Genomic DNA, 21,889 nt, shown 5'->3' with positions numbered 1-21,889 from the left:
TCGCACGCAAGCGTATTTCTCGCTATGCCCGAAGCGATTTCACGCAAAACCGCAAAACCGCAAAGGAGGGATACTAAATTCCTTTGCGGCTTTGCACCTTTGCGTCTTGGCGTGAAAAAATACACCCGCGTGAAAGCGAAGCGCCTTCAGCTAAAATCAAACATAAAACTTGAAACCAATCTTGCGCGCGAAACACCCAGCGTGAACGGCCAGTCCGCACAAATTTCAGAATTCCCTAACGCCGGCGTAATACGGGGTTAACATACGCTTTGGAATTTTGACAAACCATAAGTGTATGGAAAAGCGTGCTGTTGATGTTGCTATACTGTCCGACCTGCATCTGGGGACCTATGGCTGTAAAGCCCGGGAAGTGCTGAACTATCTCCGGAGCATTGCACCGCAGATACTTATCCTTAATGGCGATATCATTGACGGCTGGCAGTTCAGCAAGCATTATTTCCCCCAGGCCCATATGGCTGTTCTCAAAGAAGTGTTGTGTATGATGGCATCGGGTACCCGGGTGATTTACATTACCGGTAACCACGATGAGATCATGCGGCGTTACTGTGATATTGAGCTCGGCAATTTCCAGCTGACAGATAAGCTGGTGATCGAGATCAACAACAGGATGACCTGGATCTTTCATGGGGACGTTTTCGATCACACAACCCGCGGAGCAGCTAAATTCTGGGCGAAACTCGGTAGCAGCGGATACGGCGGTCTGATCCTCGTAAACCGGCTGATCAATCATCTGCTTCGCCTCGCAGGAAGAGAGCGGATATCTCTCAGCAAATCAGTGATGGCAGGAGTGAACCGCATGGCCAGGATCAATGATTTTGAACTGACAGCAGCGGAGATCGCTATCGAAAAGAAATATGATTATGTGATTTGCGGACATATCCATCAACCACAGAAAAGACTCGTTCAGACAGATAAGGGTGCCGTGATGTACCTCAACTCGGGCGACTGGGTGGAGCATCTTACGTCGCTGGAGTTCTACCAGAACGACTGGCATATCTATACTTATGATGCCACACAGTTTGAACATGTGAAATCCGAAACGCACCAGCCCGTGCTCAATGTAGTGACCGATGAGGTCAATCTCTATGTGAGCTCGCTGGCCATCTGAACTAATATGAAAACGAGATGAAAATATTTTATGCAGTACAGGCGACAGGAAACGGCCACATAGCCAGGGCAACGGCGCTGTTGCCCTACCTGCAGCGTTATGGTAAGGTAGACGTATTCCTGAGTGGAGGCAACAGCCAGTTACAGACCGACCTTCCCTGCCGTTACCGGTCCAGGGGCTTGAGCCTGTTTTACAACACCAGCGGCGGGTTGCAGTATGGAAAAATAGCGAGGCAATTGCAGCCTGCCCGCGTATGGCGGGAGATCAGGGAATTGCCGGTTGAACAATACGATGTGGTGCTGAATGATTTTGAAAGCATTACTTCGCTGGCCTGTGCATACAAGAAAGTGCCGTCCCTGCAGCTCGGTCACCAGGCTGCATTTCAGTCACCACTGGCACCCCGGCCTGCTAAAAATGAGATGATGGGTGAATTCCTGCTGAAACATTATGCCCGGGCCACTGCTTATGTCGGGTTGCATTTCCGCCGGTACGACCACCACATTTTTGAACCTGTTATAAAGAAGGAGATATTGCAGGCGAAACCGGTGAATAAAGGGCATATCACGGTATACCTTTCTGCCTTCAGTGCAGCAAAACTGAAAGGGATCTTCAGTGCATTTACCGATACGCGATTTGAAATTTTTTCAAAAGATGTGACAGCAGAACAAACCGCTGGAAATATCCGGTTCCTGCCGGTACAGCAAAGGCTGTTCAACGAAAGCATGATCCGGTCAGCTGGTGTGATCACCGGTGCCGGATTTGAAACACCGGCCGAGATCCTCCATCTCGGAAAGCGATTGATGGTGATTCCTATCCGCGGACAATATGAGCAGCTTTGCAATGCTGCGGCACTGGAAGGGTTCGGCGTAAAAGTGCTGCAACAGGTGGATGATAGTTTCAGCAATACCTTCCGGGAGTGGCAGCAGGCACCGGCGCAGCAGAAGATAAATTACGGAAACAACATTCCTGAATTGCTGCAGTATGCGATGGATAGCTACCCGCAGCAGAAAGTATCACTGGAATACCTGTATCCTGAGATGTTGCTGGCTTAATATAGCAGCACCTGCCAGGCCTGCTGAACCCGGCCTTCATCCAGCAGCTTTGCCGCATACCGGTGCAGTTCCTTTTCCATCTCAGAAGGGTTCACTGAAAAATACTGGACGATCTCCCGGAGGTGGGCGTCTTCAAAAGCAGGATCAACTACCGGCTGATCGTGTACATTGGCGAGCTGACCAAGATGATTGCCGGTAAGTGTTTTACTCAACCGGATACTTTCGGGAAGGGCGTCAATACCAATTCCCAGTTCAACATTCGGTTTCTCCACTTCGAACAGGTTGGAAGGATCCACCCTGCAATACCAGTTGCCGCCGAGGCGCGCTACATGATGCAGCTTTCGCTGATCAATCATGGTGCCGGCCTCATTCAGGATGGTATCGTCTATATGTAACCGCAACACTTCGCAGATCACGAGATTGCCGGCGCCACCGGTTTCGCCCAGTGATTTGATCTCCAGCACCCGGCATTCCATCTTCACCTTGCTTTCCTTTACCATAGGCGGCCGAACCAGCGTTGCCGGCTCAGCCGTAAATCCGGCTTTGCCGAATTCGTCTACCTCGCGCGGATATTCACAACTGGCCAGTGATACCTGCTGCACCATCGAAGCATCCACAATATTCACTACCACCTCCGGTACCGCCATTACATTTTCCAGCGTATGCTTGATGGTGTTGTTCCGCACGCGGCGGCTCGGCGAGAATACAATGACCGGCGGATTGGTGCCGAATAAATTGAAAAAGGAAAACGGGCTGAGGTTTACCTTGCCATCAACATCAATGGTGCTGGCAAAACAGATGGGCCGCGGGGCAATGGCGTGCTGAAGCCATTGCTGTTTCATAGCCGGGGTGAGTGCTGCAAGATCAATCTGCATCTCAGATCTTTTTAAGTGCAAGGAGGGAATGCGGGTTATCTTCAGCTACAATCGAATTGCTCAGTTTGCCGAGGCCTTCAATTTCCATTTCCACCACATCGCCGTCTTTCAGCCACTGGGGAACGAAATCCGGATTGTTGCGTTTTCCGGTACCGTTGAGCTCCAGGAGACAACCCGTACCTACTGTGCCACTGCCGATCACATCACCGGGATGCAGCGTAACACCATAGGAACAGCGTTCAATGATCTCGGCAAAGGTCCAGTCCATATCACCGAGGTTACCGTCACTGAGCAGTTGTCCGTTTACGGTGCAGGTCATGCGCAGGTTCCAGTTTTTACCGGTATGGTTGGGCTTGGCAGGAATTTCAAAAGCTTCCAGTTCGTCCAGTGTTACCAGGCAGGGACCGATCACCGTAGCGAAATCCTTGCCCTTTGCGGGACCAAGACTGAGCGCCATTTCTTCCATTTGCAGCTTTCTTGCGCTCATGTCGTTCATGATCATCAGACCGCCAATATACTCATCTGCTTCAGCAGCTTTGATATTCCTCCCGGCCTTGCAGATTACGATGGCGGCCTCCAGCTCATAATCCAGTTGTTCAAAATGATCCGGCATGCAAACCACATCACCGGGTCCCTGGATACTGGTATGATTGGTAAAATAGAATATCGGGAACTGGTCAAATTCCGGGATCATGTCAACACCCCGGTTGCGCCGCGCAGACGCAACATGTTGCCGGAAAGCATAGCCATCGCGGCAGGAAGCTGGAAACGGAACCGGTGCCAGCAAATAGGCCTCATCAAATGGTTTGCCCCTGTCGCGGGAGATACGGCCCTCGCGGACCATTTTTTCCCCCATCAATGCAGTGGGGTATGCGTCATCCCAGTATTGCAGGAAAAGACCCATATTCCCGGGCAGGTCGGGGTGCAGGGCTTCTGTATCAAACAGCAATCCATCAATCAACAGGGCAAGCTGATCATGTCCATCCTTCAGGTAAGAGACGAGTTTCATGCGCCAAAAATAAAGGGAATATTTATCTTACTGCCATGTTGCGTAGCATAGCCCTTGTCCTCTGTCTTTGTGTGTGGTTTACACCTTGCCTGTCGCAGGAAATGAATAGTCCCTGGCTCACCAAACTGGTTAAAAGGAAAGGCAGTAAATTTTTGAAGGACATCTGGAAACATCCCGGCATCTATCATGCGCAGTTCATTTACACCCGGATAGACCGGGACGCCAACGGCAATCCGGTCTGTAAGAACTATTATCTCCGGTATGACGCCACTGATTATTTCAATCCGGCGTCAATGGTGAAACTGCCAACGGCGCTGGTTGCCCTGGAGAAGATTAATACGCTGAAGGAAAAGGGTGTCACTGAGTTCTCCTATATGCTGACGGATTCCTCATTTGCAGCACAGACAGCAGTAACGAAAGATTCAACATCCGAAAGTGGTTATCCCAGTGTGGATCACTATGTAAAAAAGATCTTCCTGGTCAGTGACAATGATGCATACAACCGCCTGTATGAATTAGCTGGTCCCGCATTGCTGAACAAGCGCCTGCGGGAGATGGGTTACGCCAACAGCCGCATTACCCGCAGGTTCGTCCCGATGGACGAGGATGGCAACCGGCATACCAATGGCATCCGTTTTGTTGATTCAACCGGCCACCTGCTATATGAACAGCAACCATCCTATTATGCCGGAGCCTATGATTTCAGCCGGAAACTACTGATCGGTAAGGCGCATTATGACCGGAATGACAGCCTGATCCACACACCGATGGACTTTACCCGGCACAATGCCATGCCGCTTTTTGACTTGCAGCAAATGGTGCAGGCCCTGGTTTTTCCGCGTACGGTAAATGCGCGGCAGCGCTTCGAAATTGACTCCCTGCAGCGGAAGCGTGTTCTGGAATACATGAGTGAACGCATTTCTGACAGCCGCTATCCCAGGTATGATACGGCAGAATTCTTCAACAGCTATACCAAGTTCTTTTGGTTCCGTGACGGCAAACGCCCGATCCCTCCCGCAATAAAGAGTTACAACAAAACAGGCTGGTCATATGGGTTCTTAACCGATGTGGCCTACATTACTGATAAAGAACATGGAATAGATTTCATGCTGAGCGGAACGATCTATGTGAATAGTGACGGTATCCTGAATGACGACAAGTATGATTATGATACAATCGGGTTCCGGTTTTTCCGCGAGATGGGAGAAATGCTGTATGCGGAAGAGTTGAGGAGGAAGAAGTAGATGTTTAGAAGTTTAGTTGTTTGGATGTTTAGCTGTTGGAACCCGGGGATGTGGGAGTTTAAAGTTAATCCGGAAGCGATTCGGTTGTTTGGATTTCTCTGGTTGTATGGTATCCACTTTTACAAATTACCGGTTTTCAAAAAAGAAGTACCCTTTGGCCAAAGAAACAAGTGTAATAAAATTATTGACATTGAAAATAAGAAGTCTTCCTGGTTTGATGACTTTGGTGCCGATGCTGGTTGTAATTTCTAAGTTACAGGCACAGGCAAATGACTCGGTTACGCAGTGGATCCGTATTAACCAGTTGGGCTATCAGCCGAAAGCGGTTAAAGTAGCAGTGTGGTGCAGCAAAGAAGCGGTATTGCCGGGCGAGTTCGTTCTCGAGGCTGTGGATGCGGAGAAAGTAGAGAATGGTAAAAAAGGAAAAATTGTATTCCGCGGGAAAAGCGGGAAAGCATTTGGTGCTTATGGGCCATTTGAGCAGACAGCCAGGCTGGATTTCAGCAGCTTTACCGCGAAGGGAACGTACCGTATCAGGATGGGGAATGCAATTTCGCCGGTATTTGTCATCGACGCAGCGGCATATGCTGGTACGCCGGACTTCTGCCTGCGCTATATGCGGCAACAACGCAGTGGATTCAATCCTTTTCTCCGTGATTCCTGTCACACTGGGGATGGCTATACACTTTACGGTCCGATGCCCGACAGCAGCTTTGTACCAGTGACGGGTGGATGGCATGATGCCAGCGACTATCTACAGTATGCCATCACCAGCGCAAATGCCACCTATCATTTACTCATGGCATTCCGCGATTTTCCCAAAGCCTTCGGTGATGATTTCGCAGCCAACGGCCTGCCCGGCAACAACGGTATTACTGATGTGATGGACGAAGCGCGGTGGGGCATTGACTGGCTGCTGAAAATGCATCCGCGTGCAGACTGGATGTTCAACCAGATCGCTGATGACCGCGATCATGCCGGAATGCGCATTCCCGGCCGCGATACCTTTTACGGAAAAGCAGATCAGCGTCCGGTCTATTTTATTAACGGCCTTCCCCAGCAACGGGGTAAGTTCCTCAATCAGACCAAGGGCACCAGCTCAACGGCTGCCAAATTTGCCAGCGCCTTTGCATTGGGAAATGAATTGTCCGGAGGTTTCTATCCCTCCGGCGCCCAGGAGGATGCGGCATTCAGCGTCTTATTGGCTGAAAAGGCTAATACCGCGCTTGCCTTTGCTTACCGGCGGCAAGGTGTTACACAGACTGCATCAGTGCGTGCACCATATATCTATGCCGAGGAAAACTGGACCGACGATATGGAACTTGCCCATGCAAGTCTCGGCCAGCACACAGAAAGCATGCGTTTCGCAAAACAGGAAACGATTACCCCCTGGCTCGGAGCAGACACAGCTGCGCACTACCAGTGGTATCCTTTTATCAATATTGGTCATGGAGAGCTCGCGCGCAAAGTAAAAGGTACTGACCGTAGTGAGCTGATCCGTTATTATAAGGAAGGAATCCAGCGGGTGGTAGCCAAAGCCGGCAAAAATGCCTTTAACCGCGGCATACCGTTTATCTGGTGCAGCAACAACCTGACTGTAGCATTTGCCATCCAATGCCGGTGGTACCGCGAACTCAGCGGCGACCAGCAGTTCCGGCCACTGGAGCAGGCCTGCATCGACTGGCTCTTCGGCCTGAATCCCTGGGGCACCAGCATGGTTTACGGATTGCCGGCCCATGGCGATAATCCCGTGGACCCCCATTCCGGGTTCACCCACCTGAAACAATATCCCATAGATGGAGGGCTGGTTGACGGCCCGGTTTATACCACCATCTTCAAAAGTCTCATCGGACTTACCTTAAATGATGCGGATGAATATGCCGCCTTCCAGAGCGACCTCGCTGTATACCATGATGACTACGGTGACTACAGTACCAACGAACCAACCATGGATGGCACCGCTTCGCTGATTTATTTGCTGGCGGGCATTGCTGCTGACGGCGATCCGGATCCTCACCACGCACTCCGGGGATTATTCGGACCGGCGCATGACCTGAATGGCATTATCGGAGAATCCCCAACATCTGGTAACTCCCGCATGTCTGCCTCACCTGTAGCCATCACGCGGCTGGACAGTACCAAAAAGGAGATCGCCCTTGTCTTTACCGGTCACGACTATGCGAACAGTGGCCATGCGATCCTGGTTGCACTGCAAGATGCAGGTATCCGTGCCTCCTTCTTTCTCACGGGAGATTTTTGCCGCAAGAAAGAAAACCTTCCCCTGCTGCATGCCATCCGTGACAACGGCCACTATCTCGGCCCGCACAGCGACAAACACCTGCTGTACAACGACTGGAAAAAACGCGACAGTCTGCTCGTTACACGCGAACAATTCAGGAAAGACCTTACTGAAAACATTTCTGCACTGGCAACGGCGGGCGCCGATACCGCCGCGATGCATTACTTTCTGCCTGCATATGAATGGTACAACGACAGCATAACGGAATGGACGAAACAATCCGGCCGCCAACTGGTCAATTACACACCAGGTACCCTTAGCCACGCCGACTATACTGAGGACACCGCCAAAAACTTCCGCGACAACACAACAATCTTTAAATCGATCACTGACCTTGAACAACAATCGGGACTAAACGGCTATATACTTTTAATGCATATCGGTGCAGCACCAGGCCGCAAAACCCCATTTGCCGCCGAACTTCCTGCATTACTCACCTACCTCAAAAAACAGGGATATACTTTTGTGCGATTCTGACTAAATCTGCATCACGCCTCGGTGTTGTCCTGCAATGGGATTTCTCGCTGCGCTCGAAGCTGTTTCACGCCAAGACGCAAAGGTGCAAAGCCGCAAAGGAAAAAGTATTATTTTGACAGGAGGTAATACAACAGGATTATCGCATTCGTTTTTTCGACTTTCCCGCCAATTGCGGCCAATTGATACTTCAAATCCATCAATCTTTTCACCTGGCTGAAGCAATTGTACATTCAGGACTGCAAGATTCCTTTGCGGCTTTGCACGCAAAGGTGCAAAGCCGCAAAGGAAAAAGTATTATTTTGACAGGAGGTAATACAACAGGATTATCGCATTCGTTTTTTCGACTTTCCCGCCAATTGCGGCCAATTGATACTTCAAATCCATCAATCTTTTCACCTGGCTGAAGCAATTGTACATTCAGGACTGCAAGATTACTTTGCGCCTTTGCACCTTTGCGTCTTGGCGTGAAAAAAACACACCAGCGTGAAAGCGAAGCGCCTTCAGCTAAAGGCAAAAACCAAAATTGAAACCAACCCTGCCCGAACCCGTTAAACATTCAACCCGCCGCAGACACTGATCGTCTGCCCGGTCACATAAGAACTCAGCGGGCTCGCGAGAAACAGCGTCACATTGGCGATCTCCTCCGATGACCCGAAGCGGCCCAGGGGAATTTTTTTCTTGTATTCATCGCCCGCGCTCCCTTCCTTCAGGTATTGCGTCATGTCAGTCTCTACAAAGCCGGGTGCAATCGCATTGCAACGGATATTCCGGCTGCCCAGCTCCTGCGCAATGGATTTGGTGAACCCGATGATGCCAGCCTTGGATGCAGCATAACTGCTCTGGCCGGCATTGCCCTTGATACCAATGATGGAACTCATGTTCACGATGCTGCCGCTCTTGGCCTTCATCATCGGGCGGATGACCTGTTTGGTCATATTGTATACACTCTTGAGATTGGTCGTCATTACATCGTCCCACTGGTCAGGCGTCAGGCGCAGCAGCAGATTGTCTTTGGAAATACCGGCATTGTTTACACACACGTCAATGCCGCCGAAATTGCTGACCACATCATTTACAAAGCTTTCGCAATCTTCGAATTTTGCTGCATTGCTGCGGTAGGCTTTTGCCTTTACGCCCAGGGCGGTCAGTTTGGTTTCCAGTGCAGCCGCTTTTTCAGCACTGCTTTCACTGACATAGGTAAAGGCGATATGCGCGCCGTGTTCGGCGAGTTTGAGCGCGATCCCTTCTCCGATTCCTCTCGCTGCACCCGTGATCACGACAACTTTGTTTTCCAGAAGTTTCATCTAAAAAGATTATGGTTTATTACCCTGCGCAGCTATGCTGAAACAGGACGATTGCCGCAAAACTAAAGGAATCAAAGCATAGAAAGGAGGGTTTCCAGCAGTTTACGGTCGTTACTAAGGCGGGGAACCTTATGCTGACCACCCAGTTTACCGTTAATACTGAGCCATTTGTTGAAGAATCCTTTTTTCACAGCATGTACCAGCGGCATCCGTAGCGCGATATCCTTGTGCCGTTTTGCTTCGTAATCACTGTTCAGGTTCTTCAGGGCAGAATCCAGCTCATAGGCGAAATGAGCAATATCAGCAGGAGGCTGTTCAAATTCAACTACCCATTCATGGGCGCCATTGCCCTGCTGGCTGAAATAAACCGGGGCCGCGGTATAGTCGTTCACCGTTGCGCCTGTCCTGTTGCTGGCTATCGCAACGGCCCTGTCCGTATTATCGACCATCACTTCTTCGCCAAAGGCATTGATATAATTTTTCAGGCGTCCGCTAACCTTAATGCGGAAAGGACGCAGGGTGGTAAACTGCACTGTATCGCCCACGATGTACCGCCATAGCCCGCCGGTGGTACTGATTACCGGGGCGTAGTGGCGTCCCAGTTCAACTTTGTTCAGCCCCACTGTAACGGGGTAGGGCTTGCCGTACTCTTCCACGGGCATGAATTCATAAAAAATGCCATGGTTGGTGAACAGCAGCATGCCATCGGCATCGGGACTGTCCTGCGCGGCGAAGAATCCTTCGCTCGCATTATACATTTCGAGGAAATGAATGTTTTTGCCGATCAGCTCCCTGAACTGTTCGCGGTAGGGTGTAAACGACACACCGCCATGGATGTATAGTTCCAGGTGCGGCCAGACTTCTTCGATGCGCGACTTACCGGTCATTTCCAGGATCCGCTTCAGTAATACCATGGTCCAGGTCGGCACACCGGAAATAGACGTTACATTTTCCGGGATGGTATTCAGCGCAAGCTGTTCCAGTTTGTTTTCCCATTCGTCCATCAGGGCTATGGAAAGATCGGGGGTCCGCAGCCAGTGGCCCCAGAAGGGAGAGTTCTGCAGGAGTACCGCACTCAAATCGCCGAAATTGATGTCTTCGGAGAGTTGGCTCACCTGGTGGCTGCCGCCGATCACCAATCCTTTGCCCGTCAGCAACTCCGAATCGGGGTTGAAACGGTAGTACATGGTTAAAACGTCCTTGGCACCCTGGTAGTGATTCTGTTCGAGACTTTCGTCGCTGATGGGGATGAATTTGCTTTTGGCACTGGTGGTACCGCTGCTTTTGGCAAACCAGCGGATCGGGGTATTCCAGAGCAGGTTTTCTTCTCCCTGCATCATCCGGTCGATCCAGGGCTTGAGGTCTTCGTATTCGTGAACGGGAACTGTCTGTTTGAAATTGCGGACAGTAAAAAGGCGGTTAAATCCATACTGCCGGCCAAAAGAAGTATACTGGGCAGAAGTCACCAGTTCCTGCAGCACTTCACGCTGCGCAGCAACCGGATCTTTCATCCATTCTTCTATCTGCCAAAGCCTCAGCCGGGCCAACCTTGATATGGCGGGCGATATCAATTTCATACAGCACTGGCAAAATACTGAAAAAAGGCGTCATATCTTGGGGAAATCGCCCATTCCCTTCATCACCTCTTCGTGCAGGTAGTCTTTCCGCTTGAGTTCAAAGTTGCGGCCAAGGTAGAGACGACGCACCTGTTCGTCGGCTGCCAGTTCTTCTGCAGTACCATGTTTGAAGATCTTTCCCTCGATGAGCAGGTAGGCGCGATCGCAGATGGAGAGTGTTTCGTTTACGTTGTGGTCGGTAATGAGAATACCGATATTCTTGTATTTCAGACGGGCAACCACAGTCTGGATATCTTCCACGGCGATCGGATCCACACCGGCAAATGGTTCATCCAGCAGGATGAACTTCGGATCAACAGCCAGGGCCCGGGCGATCTCGGTACGGCGCCTTTCACCCCCGCTTAAACTGTCGCCATTGTTCTTCCGTACATGATGCAGGCGGAATTCATCCAGCAGATCTTCGAGTTTCTGTTTTTGCTGAGCCTTAGTCAGCTCAGTCATTTCCAGTACTGCCCTGATATTGTCTTCTACACTCATGCTTCTGAACACTGAGGCTTCCTGCGGAAGATAGCCGATTCCCAGCTGCGCACGCTTGTACATGGGCAGTTTGGTAATATCCTCATTGTTCAGGGTAACAGTCCCTTCATCTGGTTTAATAAGCCCCACCACCATATAGAAAGTGGTGGTTTTGCCGGCGCCGTTTGGTCCAAGCAACCCAACGATCTCGCCCTGTTCAACGTTAACGGACACGTGATTCACCACGGTCCTGCTGCTATAAGTTTTCACCAGGTTACTGGTGTTGATCACTTGATTCAAGCTGCCGGTTTTGGCAAAAATACCTTGTAAATTCATAATGCCGTCCTAAGTTTGCCAATAGTTTATCTTTTATCAAGGCAACAAATGAAGGTTATCGATCATATCAACCAGGCCAATAAAACCCTGGTCTCTTTTGAAATTCTTCCACCATTGAAAGGGAAAGGCATCAGTGCAATTTACAATCACCTGGACCCGCTGATGGAATTCAAACCGGCGTTTATCAATGTAACGTATCACCGTAGTGAGACCATGTTCAAAAAACAGGCTGATGGAAGTTTTACGAAGATCGAAGTGAGAAAACGCCCCGGTACCGTTGGCATATGTGCCGCCATTATGCAGCACTATAATGTTGACCCGGTACCCCACCTGATCTGTGGTGGTTTCAGCAAGGAAGAAACAGAGAACGCCCTCATCGACCTGGCCTTCCTCGGGATAGACAACGTGCTGGTATTGCGCGGCGATGCTGCCCGCAACGAAGCTTCTTTTGAAGCCGAACCCGGCGGTCACCGTTACGCGATCGACCTGTTGCGGCAGGTGGTAGACATCAACAGCGGGATCTACCTGGAAGAAGAAGTAAAAGATCACGGTAATGCCCGTTTCTGCATCGGCGTGGCCGGATACCCGGAAAAACATTTTGAATCTCCCAACCGCAACACCGATATCAGTTACCTGAAAGCCAAAGTAGATGCCGGAGCCGAATATGTGGTCACCCAGATGTTCTTCGACAACCGCAAATATTTTGAGTACGTCGACATGTGTCGCGAGGCCGGTATCACAGTGCCCATCTTACCGGGACTAAAACCGATCACCAGCAAAAAGCAGATGAATATCCTGCCCCGTATTTTTCACGTTGACCTCCCGACTGATCTGAGCACGGCAATTGCCAAATGCAAGTCGGATGAAGAAGTTGAAATAGTAGGTACGGAATGGCTGCTGCAGCAAAGCCGTGAATTGAAAGCAGCCGGCGTACCGGTACTGCATTATTACACGCTGGGCAAGCCCAAAGTGATCTGGAATGTGGTGAAGGAGATTGTTTGACGCTAATTGACGATGCTGTTCCAGACAGCCTTCTCCAGCTTCACAGGATACTGCCGTTTCAGCTCGGCAATCCATTTTTCCTCAAGCTCCGCCTGGTAGTCATTCAGCAACAAGCCGCGCGAATCATTGAAATTCCTGGGCTGATTCGCCGGAAATACCTCCCTTACGAGGAAGAAACTGCTGTTGAGATTATCGCGGTTAAAAACAGCAGCGCTGACATATCCTGGTTTCAGGACCATGCCCGCCGAATATGCCGGTAGCTGGCTGAATTCAAATCTTCCGCTGTCTGCCGTGACCACCATTTCATATTCTTTCAGCACGGATTCCACACGCGAAGGATCAGCTGCCAGGACGTTTCTCACCCTGATCGCCGTTGCTGAATCCGTAACATTGAATACTACCGCCCGCACGCTTTCCTGCCATTTGTATTTTGCCTGGTGGGCAGTATAATACCGCTGCAGGCCGGCTTCATCATTCATGGCCTTATCCCACACCTGCCACTGCATGGCTTCAAAAATCAGGTTCCCGTCACGGAATTCCTTCAGTTGTTTGGCAAAGGCCGGGTTGTAGTCTTCCAGGTGTTGCTGGTATTCCTGCACCAGCCGCTCATTGAGGAATTTCTGGTAGATGGCCGCCGGGGTCAATGGCGGCTGCTGCTGGGAGACCGGGTCTGCATTTACTGCCAGCCAGCTGGAATAGTCCCTTCCGAACAATTGCTTTTTACCGATAGTTGCCAGCAATGCATCAGGAGCGAGTAATTGTTTGCCTTTCTCGTCGCCCTGGAAAAAAGCTTCCGTATAACGCTCAGGGATATCTGATTGGATGACTTCCTTAAAGCCTGTTCTTGATTTTGCTTTTCCCATCGCTGCAGCTACGGCCAGCTGTATCCTCGGATCATTGTTCACCCGGGTTTTCATGGCGGCATAAGTCTGCTCGTTGGAAGCATCATGACTGTACCGGAATACTGCGATCCTTTTAAGAATATGGAAACCCTGCGGGGTTCGGAACGGTTTGCTGATGGCATTGTCTTCCTGCAGGGCGAATGCCTGGTCCTCGAACGTGGCATCGTAGGTGCCGGCAGAAAAAGCCGGCATCACGCCCTGGTTATGATAGCTGGAATTGTCGTCGCTGTTATTTTCCGCGAGATTGCCGAAGTCGCTGCCCTGCTGCAGCAACCGGTAAATCGAATCTGCTTTCATTTCCGCTTTAGTGATCTCCTTTGCCTTAGCCCCCGGTTTGGTTTCGATCAGGATCTGGGCTACCTGGATGCTTCCGGGCGAAGGGCGGGTTGCTGTTGGATAAAAGATATGATAGGCATTCTTGCTTTTGTAAAGCGCACTGTGCTGGTTCAGCGGGGTGTTGTAAGCCAGCTTTTCGAGAGGATAGGGCAGCAGAAAACAGCTGATCCATCCGATATCGCCGCCTTTTTTGGCTGTCGCGGTGTCGGCAGAATAAGTGGCCGCTGCACTGGAAAATGATTTTCCGCTTCCAAGTGCTTTCAGGGCGGCAAGGGCTTTCTGGTAGGCCGCAAGGGTATCATTACCGGTAAAGGGGAGGTAGATATGCGCCACCCGAACGTCCTGCCGGCAATGCTGCAGCGCCTCCTTCACCAGGAAATCCATCGTCGTATCGTCGCTGAGGTACTGGTTAATGACCTGTTCGCGAAAATCCGCTATATCTTTTTGCTGTGTCGGCAGGGTATCAAGATGAAGATCGTAGGCTGCCTGAATCTTGAGTTTGTAGCGAACATAAAGTTCCAGGTAATCGCTGTATGCCTTTTCAGTAGGTGGCTGAACGGAATTGTTCTTGCGGAAGGCATCCAGAAATTCGGATTTGTCAACGCTGTGTTTCCCATAGGTGAACAGTACCTGGGCAGACAGAATTCCCCCGATCAGGAGGAACACCGGCAACAAAAACATCTTTTTCAACGGCATTACTTTCGGCTATTGGCATTTTTCTGTTTCAGCATGATCAGGTCATCCATCTGCTGATAACTCAGCTTTTTGGCGATGATCCGCTTCTCCTTGTCGAGCAGGTAGAGTACCGGTGTCTGATAAACGTCATACAACTGGCGGTAACCAGGTTTGCCTGAGTTTCGCTCAGTCTCCCGCTGTTCGTCGGTCTGGTAAACGTGAATCCAGTCTTTCAGATTGTTTTGCCGGATATAGTTCAGCCAGTTTTCTTTCCCGCCGTCGGTCATGATGCCGAGCAGTTTGATACCCTGCTGTTTCCATTTGTGCTGGAACATCGAATCAAGACGGGGTACCATTTCCTTACAATGGCTGCAGGTGGCATCCCAGAAACAGACTACCGTATAGGGTGCGGCGATCTCGTAAAGGGTGATGGCCTTGCCCGTGGTATCTGTCATGTTCAGGTCCCACGCCGGGTTTCCGATCAGGTTCGCCATCAGGCTGTAGGCCCGATCATTCATGTATTTCCGGTACTTCTCGGTGAACCAGTCCACCTCCGGATGCTGGTTAATGTATTTCTCAAACAGGTGTACATACACTGCATCCTGACCCATGTACTGGGGATTGATATAGGCCTGCACAAAATGGGTGAGCAGGTACTTGTACATCTCGTTATTGGGTTTTGACCGGGTGAGGAACCAATCCACCTCTTTTTTGATGGAATCAGGCTCCTGTGACACCAGGTCCTTGAAATATCGGTCCAGCCGGCTTTCAAAAAACGGCGTACGGAGCAGGCGTTCGTCGGTGAGCCGGATACCATCCCAGTAATGCTGTTTGAAATATTTGTAGGCGTAGGAGGAGTCATATACGCCCCCGGGGTGTTCGGCTGCAGGCGGGATCACGGGTTCAGAAAGGGCATTGAACAGTACCGTCAGAAAGCTGTTGGGCGACCCCTGGATGTATTTTTTCCGGTAATCGAGAATGGCTGCGTTTCCTTCGCGGATCTGCCGGTGGAGGCGTGCTGTATCAGCCGGAGGAGCATTTTTCAGCGCTTCCTGGGCCTGATTGAGGGTGGTTCCCTTCGACTGGATGAACTGCGTATAGGCCTGGAAATCTGCATTGTCTTTGGAATCCTTAAAAACGGGTGCTTCCGGATGGGCTGTATCAACATGCATGGAAAACTGCTGTTGCTTATCGAGCAGCAGTTCGTACATGATCTCTTTTTTCGGGGAAACGAGAAAATAGATTCCGCCGGGTAATGGTTTGGCGCCCGAAAAAATGGCCGAATTCCCCTTCACAAGGGCTGAATCAGCCAGGGCCTTGATCTTTCCGTAATGATATCCCAGGTAAAGGTATTGGCCGTTCCAGGCATTTATGCCGACAGTAAGGCGGTAGCCGGCGCTGCCGGTGGTCGCTGCAGGTACAGTCTTTTGTGCAACGGCAGTGAGGCCACAGAGAAGGGCTGCAAAAAGGTAGAGGACGCGGTTTTTCATCCTATTGTTTGAGCCGCTAATTTCACGACTTTTGCCCCATGCGCAAAAAGAATATTACGCTGGAAAAGATTAAGGTAGAGGATTATGCAGCGGAGGGAAAAGCGTTGGGGCGGGTGGATGGCAAGGTAGTTTTTATTGAAGGTGCCGTGCCCGGTGACGTGGTGGATGTGAGGCTCTCAAAAAACAAAAAAGACTGGGCGGAAGGCAAGGTTTCACTGTTTCACCAGTATTCTGAAGACCGGGTGCCATCTTTTTGCGAACATTTTGGCCTTTGCGGTGGCTGTAAATGGCAGATGTTGCCATATGAAAAGCAATTGCAATATAAACAGCAGGAGGTAGAACAACATCTCCGGCGTATCGGCAAGGTAGCCCTGCCACCGATCGAGCCGATCCTGGGTTGTACGGAGACCCGGTACTACCGCAATAAACTGGAATTCACCTGCAGCAACCGGCGCTACCTCCTGGCAGCGGAAGTACAGCACGGGGCCGAGATTCCCCGGCAGAATGCGATAGGATTCCATGTGCCGCGCATTTTCGATAAGGCGATCGATATCTATAACTGCCACCTGATGCACGAGCCCGCCAATATTATCCGGAACACTATCCGGGATTATGCTGCATCAGAAGGCCTGTCGTATTATGATATCCGGGAACATCACGGATTCCTGAGAACGGTGGTAGTCCGCGTGCTGACCACGGGAGAGGTGATGGTGAATGTGGTTTTTGGTAAAGAAGACAAAAAAGCCCGGAAAGGCCTGTTGGATCACCTCCTGGCAAAAGTACCTGCCATCACCACGCTGCTCTATACCATCAACGCCAAATGGAACGACAGCCTTCATGACCAGGAACCGGTTGTCTATTCCGGTAAAGGCTTTGCCATGGAAAAGCTGGAGGATTTTCAATTTAAGATCGGCCCTAAATCGTTTTTCCAGACGAATACCCGCCAGGGAGAAAAATTGTACCAGCTCACCCGGGAATTTGCCGAACTAACCGGAAAAGAAACTGTTTATGACCTGTACTGCGGTACAGGCAGCATCGGTATTTTCGTAAGCCGGCAGGCGGCAAAGGTCATCGGCGTCGAGATGATCCCCGAAGCCATTGCAGACGCAAAGGAAAATGCAGCATTGAACAGTGTGGCACATGCGCAGTTCTTCGCCGGTGACGTTGTCGATATTTGCGACAGCGCTTTTTTTGCCGAACATGGAAGGCCTGATGTAATCATTACGGATCCACCGCGGGCAGGTATGCACGAACAACTGGTGCAGAAGATCCTGGAAATGGAAGCGCCGGTAGTCGTATATGTGAGCTGTAATCCGGCAACCCAGGCGCGGGACCTGAATGCCCTGGATGCCAAATATGCAGTAACCCGGGTAAGACCGGTGGATATGTTTCCGCATACCCACCATATTGAGAATGTAGTACAGCTTAAACTGAGGAAATAAAGAAGCATGAGACCACTAACCACGATCGTCAAGAATCTCCTTATCGCCAATGTGCTGGTTTACCTGGCACAGTACTTTTTTGAAATGCAGGGTAATCCGGTGCTGGAGATGTACGGCGCCCTGTTTCCTGTGGGTTACGGGTTCAAACCCTGGCAACTGATCACCTACATGTTCATGCATGGTGGGTTCTTCCATCTCTTATTCAACATGTTCACCCTCTACATGTTCGGCCCGATGCTGGAAGACGTGTGGGGTCCCAAAAAATTCTTCAATTTCTACATGATCTGTGGTATCGTGGCAGGTCTGGCGCACCTTGTATTCGGCGGACTGGCACCTGCAGTTGGCGCGTCAGGCGCGATCATGGGAGTGATGGCGGCCTTTGCCTACCTGTTTCCCAATGTATCCGTAATGATTATGTTCATCCCGATTCCCGTTAAAGTGAAATACGTAATCCCGGCCCTGATGGCATTTGACCTTTTCGGTGCCTTCAATCCTTCTACCGGCGATAATATAGCACACTGGGCCCACCTCGGCGGAGCGCTGGCGGGATTGCTGATTGTCATTATATGGAACAAAACCAATCGCAAGACGTTTTACTAATTAAGCGCAATACATGAACCTGCCCGAAGAAAGAAGTAGAAAGAAATTGATGTTGGGGTCCGACGGTAACGCCCTCGTGAACCTCGTGGTGGTTATTGCCGTCGCCTTCGTATTGTTAAAATTCGTCTACGTCATCTACCAGCTCAGCGATATGGATCTCGCCCATTACGATCCTAACGTCTGGAACTGGCTCGCCTTCCCCGCCAGCTTTGAAAAATTCATGACCCGTCCGTGGACGATCATCACGTCGATGTTCATTCACCGGGAAGTAATGCACCTGGTGGCCAACCTGCTCTGGTTATGGATGTTTGGATATATCCTGCAGGACCTCACCGGCAACCGTAAGCTGGTTCCCATTTTCCTGTATGGCGGTTGGGCCGGCTGTATCGTTTTTGCTGCCGCCAATTACCTGATTCCCAGGCTGCAGCCGGGGATCGATACCAGCTGGTTTTATGGTTCCAATGCAGCCGTAATGGCGGTGGCCATTGCCACCACCACCGTGGCCCCCGATTACCGTATCTTCCCGATGATCAACGGCGGGATCCCCCTCTGGATTATCTCCGCCATCTTCGTGGTAGTTGATTTTGCCGGTATCGGTAGAGGTCCCGCTTCCATTTACCTGGCCCATCTCGCCGGTGCTGCCATCGGCTTTATCTTCATTTACCAGATGCGCCGCGGCAAAGACTGGAGCGACTGGATCAACCAGTTTTTCGACTGGATCGACAACCTGTTCAACCCAGACCGCCCCGCTAAAAAGAAGAAATCCCGTGACAGTTTTTTTTACAAGGTGAGCGGTAAGGCACCCTTCAAAAAATATCCTCACGTCACCCAGCAAAGAATCGATCAGATCCTGGATAAGATTAACCAGGAAGGGTATCATCTGTTAACGGATGAAGAAAAAGACATTCTCCGCAGGGCAGCTAACGAAGATGATTTGTAAATTCACCCATGCCCTCGATCCTGCGTGCCTTCACGAAGAAACTGTTCATCATCGTAACGATAGGGGTGACCGTACTGTTTCTGCTCTCCTGCCTCGCCTGGTGGGTTGAGCCGGCCAGGTTCTGGTGGATCGCCCTGCTCGGTGTGGGATTTGCTTTTTTCTTTTTTGCCATGCTTTCGCTGATGGTTTTCTGGATGGCGATCCGGTCCAAATGGTTTTTCCTTCCCTTTTTTGCACTGCTGGCCGGCTACCGGCCCATTAATGCCTTTTTTGCGATCCATCCCCTGGCAGAAAAACGCATGGTCAAAAAGCAGGGTACACTACGGATCATGCAATGGAACGTAGCCCGCTTCGATGAAATGAATCACCGGCCCAAATCAGGAAAATCCAAGCGCAGGCAAATGCTGGAATACATCTCCCGCCTGAACCCCGACATCATCTGCATGCAGGAATTCCTGGAATCCAACGATACCAATGTGCTGTACCGCAACGTGCCCTATTTCCGCGATTCGCTGGGGTATCCTTATTTCTCCTATGCGATGGACCACCGGCGGACAGATGGGGTGTATGAACATGGCATCGTGATCTTTTCCCGCTTCCCCATCACCAATACGGTACGCCGGAAATTCGGCGGACCGAAATCTGAAAAAGCCGACGAAAGTTATATTACCGCAGATATTAAGGTAAATGGTCAGATGATCCGTGTGCTGACCACCCACCTTCAAAGTCTCCTGTTCACGCGCCGGGAGTTTCAATCCGTTGAAGAAATCAAGCGGGGAGCCGATGGCAGCATCGGGAAATCGAAAGGCATCTTTAAAAAATTCAGGCATGCCTACGGCTTCCGCCAGGAACAGGCGCTAAAAATCAGAAAGGCACTGGATGAAAGTCCCTTTCCCGAAATTGTGTGCGGCGATTTTAATGACGTTCCGAACAGTTACGTGTACCACACTGTTCGCGGTGAAAGAAAGGATGTATGGTCGGCCCGCGGCTTCGGTATCGGGCGCACTTTCAGTTCGCTCAGCCCGACACTGCGGATTGATTATATATTTGCCGATCCTGCGTTCAAAGTGGCACAGGTACTCAATCCGCACCCGGCTTTGAGTGATCATTACCCGGTTATCGCCGATCTGGTCCTGCCGGGCGAGAAACAATAGGAAATATAAGCATTACGTATATTTTTGCAAGCAATATGTCAGAACTGAAAGTATATAACAGCTATACGCGGCAGAAGGAAGTTTTTGAATCTCTTGTACCCGGCTATGCGGGCATGTATGTTTGCGGACCGACAGTAAGCGGCGAAAGCCACCTGGGTCATGCCCGTCCATTTATCACTTTCGATGTGATCTTTCGTTACCTGACACATCTGGGCTATAGAGTCCGTTATGTGCGCAACATTACGGACGCAGGCCATTTTGAGGAAGAAGGCCGTGAAGCAGAAGACAAGATCAGCAGCAAGGCACAGATCGAAAAGCTGGAACCGATGGAACTGGTCACCAAATACAGTAACCTGTTCCACTGGGCAATGCGGCAGTTCAACAACCTCGATCCAAGCATTGAACCCACCGCTACCGGACATATCGTGGAGCAGATTGAAATGATCAAAAAGATCATCGAAGCAGGATACGGATATGTAGTGAATGGATCTGTCTACTTTGATGTAGTGAAATACGCTGAACATTATCCGTATGGAAAACTCAGCGGCAGAATCATGGACGACCTGCTGGAGACCACCCGTGAACTGGAAGGCCAGGAGGAAAAAAGGAATAAACAGGATTTCGCTTTATGGAAATCCGCACCCCCGGAACATATCATGCGCTGGCAGTCACCCTGGGGGGAAGGGTTTCCCGGCTGGCATATCGAATGCTCGGCAATGGCGACCAAGTACCTTGGCAAACAATTCGATATTCACGGCGGGGGAATGGACCTTCAGTTCCCGCATCATGAAAGTGAGATCGCACAAAGTACCATCTGCAATCACCATGTACCTGCCCGGTACTGGCTGCACAATAACATGATCACCATCAACGGCAGGAAGATGGGGAAGAGCTACAACAACCAGATCCGGCTCACGGAACTGTTCAGTGGCGACCATCCGTTGCTGGAACAGGCGTATCATCCGATGACCATCCGCTTCTTCATTCTGCAGACACATTACCGCAGCACGCTTGACTTCAGTAATGAAGCATTGCAGGCTGCACAGAAAGGCATGCGCCGCTTGTGGGAGGCCTATGAAACGTTGCAGAAACTTCCCGGCGGCGGTCCCGTTGCCTCCGATGCTGCGCTGGATGAAAAGGTGCAGCAACTCATTACCGAGATGGATGAATTCATGAACGATGATTTCAATACGGCAAAAGTGCTGGCGAATATGTTTGAACTGGTGCCGGTGATCAACAGCCTGCGCGATAAACATTACGCAGCTGATGCCATCTCCACCGCTACGTTGAATACGTTGCAAGCGGCATTCAAGACCTACCTGGAAGATATACTCGGACTGCAGAGCGAGCAGGCTTCGGCAGACAACGGCAAGCTCGATGGCGTGCTGCAATTGCTGATCGATATCCGTAAGGAAGCCAAAGGCCGCAAGGATTTTGTGACCAGCGACAAGATCCGGAATCAACTGCAAACGCTGGGTGTGCTGCTGAAAGACGAAAAAGATGGCAGCACCGGCATTACTTATTTATAAC

At 50.7% G+C, this 21,889-nt stretch carries 18 protein-coding genes; 11 read left to right on the top strand and 7 right to left on the bottom strand.

Going from position 1 to position 21,889, the window contains the following annotated elements; all coding sequences use genetic code 11:
- The first annotated feature begins 24 nt into the window (after nucleotides 1-24).
- The 3 genes from FPE01S_RS05525 to FPE01S_RS05515 are packed head-to-tail and all read left to right on the top strand — an operon-like array spanning nucleotide 25 to nucleotide 2,181.
- Entirely contained in the window at nucleotides 25-261 is a 237-nt protein-coding gene (locus FPE01S_RS05525) for a hypothetical protein (protein WP_046367825.1), read from the top strand.
- Between the two features lie 34 nt (nucleotides 262-295).
- Nucleotides 296-1,129, top strand: a complete 834-nt coding sequence (locus FPE01S_RS05520; RefSeq protein WP_046367824.1) for a UDP-2,3-diacylglucosamine diphosphatase — start codon at nucleotides 296-298, stop codon at nucleotides 1,127-1,129.
- A 17-nt stretch (nucleotides 1,130-1,146) separates the two neighbouring features.
- The gene (locus FPE01S_RS05515; protein ID WP_072053955.1) at nucleotides 1,147-2,181 is read left to right on the top strand and encodes a glycosyltransferase family protein; all 1,035 of its coding nucleotides are present in this window, start codon (nucleotides 1,147-1,149) and stop codon (nucleotides 2,179-2,181) included.
- Here FPE01S_RS05515 and FPE01S_RS05510 read toward each other — a convergent pair.
- Both FPE01S_RS05510 and FPE01S_RS05505 read right to left on the bottom strand, forming a co-directional pair.
- Nucleotides 2,178-3,056 carry a flavin reductase family protein gene (locus tag FPE01S_RS05510; protein ID WP_046367823.1) on the bottom strand — a complete coding sequence of 293 codons (879 nt, stop codon included), beginning with the start codon at nucleotides 3,054-3,056 and terminating at the stop codon, nucleotides 2,178-2,180. The genes FPE01S_RS05515 and FPE01S_RS05510 overlap by 4 nt on opposite strands.
- Nucleotide 3,057: 1 nt before the next feature.
- Complete coding sequence (locus FPE01S_RS05505) at nucleotides 3,058-4,065, bottom strand: fumarylacetoacetate hydrolase family protein (RefSeq protein ID WP_046367822.1); 1,008 nt, start codon at nucleotides 4,063-4,065, stop codon at nucleotides 3,058-3,060.
- A 35-nt stretch (nucleotides 4,066-4,100) separates the two neighbouring features.
- On the opposite strand from FPE01S_RS05505, the gene FPE01S_RS05500 reads away from it, so the two are divergent.
- Together FPE01S_RS05500 and FPE01S_RS05490 are read left to right on the top strand one after the other, a co-directional pair.
- Complete coding sequence (locus FPE01S_RS05500; RefSeq protein ID WP_052955527.1) at nucleotides 4,101-5,309, top strand: serine hydrolase; 1,209 nt, start codon at nucleotides 4,101-4,103, stop codon at nucleotides 5,307-5,309.
- A gap of 190 nt (nucleotides 5,310-5,499) precedes the next feature.
- Nucleotides 5,500-8,085 carry a bifunctional glycoside hydrolase family 9 protein/polysaccharide deacetylase gene (locus FPE01S_RS05490; protein ID WP_245623946.1) on the top strand — a complete coding sequence of 862 codons (2,586 nt, stop codon included), beginning with the start codon at nucleotides 5,500-5,502 and terminating at the stop codon, nucleotides 8,083-8,085.
- Between the two features lie 548 nt (nucleotides 8,086-8,633).
- Here the strand turns inward: FPE01S_RS05490 and fabG are convergent.
- The 3 genes from fabG to lptB form a co-directional block, all read right to left on the bottom strand.
- The gene (fabG, locus tag FPE01S_RS05485) at nucleotides 8,634-9,389 is read right to left on the bottom strand and encodes a 3-oxoacyl-[acyl-carrier-protein] reductase (protein WP_046367818.1); all 756 of its coding nucleotides are present in this window, start codon (nucleotides 9,387-9,389) and stop codon (nucleotides 8,634-8,636) included.
- Between the two features lie 71 nt (nucleotides 9,390-9,460).
- Nucleotides 9,461-10,966 (bottom strand): GH3 auxin-responsive promoter family protein, encoded by a 1,506-nt coding sequence (locus tag FPE01S_RS05480; RefSeq protein ID WP_046367817.1) that lies wholly within the window; start codon nucleotides 10,964-10,966, stop codon nucleotides 9,461-9,463.
- A gap of 30 nt (nucleotides 10,967-10,996) precedes the next feature.
- Nucleotides 10,997-11,773 carry an LPS export ABC transporter ATP-binding protein gene (gene lptB, locus FPE01S_RS05475; protein ID WP_245623978.1) on the bottom strand — a complete coding sequence of 259 codons (777 nt, stop codon included), beginning with the start codon at nucleotides 11,771-11,773 and terminating at the stop codon, nucleotides 10,997-10,999.
- 93 nt (nucleotides 11,774-11,866) lie between these two features.
- Here lptB and metF point away from each other — a divergent pair, with 93 nt between their 5' ends.
- On the top strand, nucleotides 11,867-12,820 hold the full coding sequence (gene metF, locus FPE01S_RS05470; RefSeq protein WP_046367815.1) for a methylenetetrahydrofolate reductase [NAD(P)H]: 954 nt from the start codon (nucleotides 11,867-11,869) through the stop codon (nucleotides 12,818-12,820).
- A gap of 2 nt (nucleotides 12,821-12,822) precedes the next feature.
- Here metF and FPE01S_RS05465 read toward each other — a convergent pair whose 3' ends face one another.
- The gene (locus tag FPE01S_RS05465) at nucleotides 12,823-14,739 is read right to left on the bottom strand and encodes a peptidylprolyl isomerase (RefSeq protein WP_245623977.1); all 1,917 of its coding nucleotides are present in this window, start codon (nucleotides 14,737-14,739) and stop codon (nucleotides 12,823-12,825) included.
- 14 nt (nucleotides 14,740-14,753) lie between these two features.
- Complete coding sequence (locus tag FPE01S_RS05460; protein ID WP_046367813.1) at nucleotides 14,754-16,223, bottom strand: TlpA family protein disulfide reductase; 1,470 nt, start codon at nucleotides 16,221-16,223, stop codon at nucleotides 14,754-14,756.
- A 38-nt stretch (nucleotides 16,224-16,261) separates the two neighbouring features.
- Between FPE01S_RS05460 and rlmD the strand changes: the two genes are divergently transcribed.
- Genes rlmD through cysS form a run of 5 tightly spaced genes read left to right on the top strand, consistent with a single transcriptional unit; the run spans nucleotide 16,262 to nucleotide 21,888 of the window.
- Nucleotides 16,262-17,665, top strand: a complete 1,404-nt coding sequence (gene rlmD / locus FPE01S_RS05455; protein WP_046367812.1) for a 23S rRNA (uracil(1939)-C(5))-methyltransferase RlmD — start codon at nucleotides 16,262-16,264, stop codon at nucleotides 17,663-17,665.
- Between the two features lie 6 nt (nucleotides 17,666-17,671).
- Nucleotides 17,672-18,265: a rhomboid family intramembrane serine protease gene (locus FPE01S_RS05450; RefSeq protein ID WP_046367811.1), complete on the top strand. Its 594-nt coding sequence runs from the start codon at nucleotides 17,672-17,674 to the stop codon at nucleotides 18,263-18,265.
- A 13-nt stretch (nucleotides 18,266-18,278) separates the two neighbouring features.
- On the top strand, nucleotides 18,279-19,205 hold the full coding sequence (locus FPE01S_RS05445) for a rhomboid family intramembrane serine protease (RefSeq protein ID WP_046367810.1): 927 nt from the start codon (nucleotides 18,279-18,281) through the stop codon (nucleotides 19,203-19,205).
- Between the two features lie 8 nt (nucleotides 19,206-19,213).
- A complete protein-coding gene (locus tag FPE01S_RS05440; RefSeq protein WP_046367809.1) occupies nucleotides 19,214-20,359 on the top strand; it encodes an endonuclease/exonuclease/phosphatase family protein in 1,146 nt (381 codons plus the stop codon).
- A gap of 35 nt (nucleotides 20,360-20,394) precedes the next feature.
- Nucleotides 20,395-21,888: a cysteine--tRNA ligase gene (gene cysS / locus FPE01S_RS05435; RefSeq protein WP_046367808.1), complete on the top strand. Its 1,494-nt coding sequence runs from the start codon at nucleotides 20,395-20,397 to the stop codon at nucleotides 21,886-21,888.
- Nucleotide 21,889 lies beyond the last annotated feature (1 nt).

Origin of the sequence: Flavihumibacter petaseus NBRC 106054, assembly GCF_000974785.1 — a bacterium.
GTDB lineage: Bacteria > Bacteroidota > Bacteroidia > Chitinophagales > Chitinophagaceae > Flavihumibacter > Flavihumibacter petaseus.
Note: the sequence above shows the minus strand (reverse complement) of the source record. Positions and strands in the feature narration are given on the sequence as shown.